This is a genomic window from Intestinibacter sp. (genome assembly GCF_051866655.1).
Classification (GTDB): domain Bacteria; phylum Bacillota; class Clostridia; order Peptostreptococcales; family Peptostreptococcaceae; genus Intestinibacter.
The window spans coordinates 1-2,170 of sequence record NZ_JBJDXL010000538.1 but is presented as its reverse complement, the minus strand read 5'-3'; the positions used below and the strand labels follow the sequence as shown (position 1 = coordinate 2,170).

Below are 2,170 nucleotides of genomic sequence, written 5' to 3'. Positions count from 1 at the left end.
GTTGTAATTACAGGTGATTTGGTAGATGGAGAAAATAATAACTACGATGTAGCGTTGGATTTTATGAGAAAGCTTGTAGAATTGTATAGAGTTTACTATATAATTGGCAATCACGAGCAAAAGGCTTCAATTAAAAAATACAAAGAGGAATACAAAGAAATTTATTTCAATAGATTACACGAAATGAACTTTACAAATTTAGACAATGCAAAGGTTGAAATACAAAGAGGGGACTCTGTAATAAATCTATATGGTTTGACAGTTCCATATAGTTGTTATAAGTATTTATTTGAAAGAGGAGAAAATACCGATATAGATAGAAACTTTTTGGTTGAATCTCTGGGAAATCTAGATAGAAATCAGTACAATATACTATTGTCTCATACACCTTTTTATTTTGAGGAATACGAAAAATGGGGTGCGGATTTAACTCTATGTGGACATGTACATGGAGGAATAATTAGATTACCTTTTGTAGGTGGTTTACTATCGCCAAATAGAGAATTTCTACCTAAGTACGATTTAGGTAAATACATAAAAAATAAATCTACTATGATAGTAACTAAAGGTCTTGGAGGTTCAAAGGTATTGATTAGAATAAACTGCAAGCCAGAGGTTGTAAATATAAAGCTAAAGCATATATAGTGCATAATTAAAAATAGAAAAATCAATAATTATATACGATAGAGTACCAAATGAATTTATTTTATTTGGTGCTCTTTTTTTGTGTTTACTGTTAAATAAAGTTTACAAAAAATAACAAGGAAATCTATTGACATTTTTTTGGGCACGCCCTATAATCTAGGTATAAATATTTGGGCACGCCTAAAAATGGAGGGAGATTTTTATGGAAAGGATATCTAAAGCGATAGCCAAAAATAGTAAAGCAATTTTACTATTAGCGATAATTTTATTAGTTCCAGCAGTTTTTGGATTTATAAAAACAGATGTAAATTATGATATATTGAGTTATTTGCCAGAGGAAACATCGACAATGCAGGCAGAGAAAATTTTAAAGGATGAATTTGGATGTGGCTCTGTAGCGATGTTGATTGTCGAAGATATGCAGGACAAAGATGTAGCTGAAATCAAAGACAAGGTAGCAAAATTAGATGGAGTTAAAAAAGCTCTTTGGGTTGATGATTTTGTAGATTTATCAGTTCCAAAAGAAATACTACCAAAGGATATGACAGATTTACTTTACAACGGCGATAAGTCTACTATGATAATAGTAATGCTTAAAGAGGGAACTGCGACATTGACTACTCAAAACACAGTTGAGCAAATTAGAAATATAGTTGGTAAGCAAGGCTTTTTAAGTGGTATGAGTGGTATTATAAAAGACACTAAAGACTGTGCAGATGGTGAAATGCCATTATATGTAGTAATAGCTGCAGTACTTACCTTAATAGTTTTGTTGTTTACAATGGAATCTACAGTTGTACCATTTATATTTTTACTAAGTATTGGTATGGCAGTACTATATAACTTTGGATCAAATATAATATTTGGAGAAATTTCATATATAACTAAAGCACTAGCTGCGGTATTACAACTTGGAGTAACAATGGATTATTCGATATTCTTGCTCCACAGATATGACGAAGAATTACTCCAAACTGATGATAGAATAGAGGCGATGTCGAGGGCGATACAAAATACCTTCGTATCAGTAGTCGGTAGTTCAACTACTACTGTAGCCGGTTTCTTGGCACTTTGTGTTATGGATTTATCATTAGGTATGGATATGGGTCTTGTAATGGCAAAAGGTGTTATAATAGGAGTTTTATGTACAGTAACTGTTTTACCATCATTGATATTGATATTTGATAAACCAATACACAAATATACACATAGAACAATATTGCCAGCATTTAAGAAAGCTTCTAATTTTGTAGTAAAACATTACAAGAAGTTGGCGATATTATTTGTATTGATACTTATACCAGCATTTATAGGTAACAATAATGCAGAGGTTTACTATAATTTAGATGCATCTCTACCAGATGATTTTCCATCAATAATAGCAACTAATAAGATGAAGGACGATTACAATATGGAAAGTACAGATTTTATATTAGTAAGTGATCAGCTAGAACCATATCAAGTCACTTCTATGATTAAAGAGCTTGAAAAGGTAGAGGGAATAAATTCAGTAATAGGACTTGAA

Annotated in this window: 2 protein-coding genes; both read left to right on the top strand. The window is 31.3% G+C overall.

Going from position 1 to position 2,170, the window contains the following annotated elements; translation table 11 throughout:
• A partial coding sequence (locus ACI3VO_RS16250; protein ID WP_439758914.1) for a metallophosphoesterase occupies positions 1-645 on the top strand: 645 nt, incomplete at its 5' end.
• 202 nt (positions 646-847) lie between these two features.
• Positions 848-2,170, top strand: a 1,323-nt coding sequence (locus ACI3VO_RS16245; RefSeq protein ID WP_439758913.1) for an efflux RND transporter permease subunit, incomplete at its 3' end; no start/stop codon positions are given.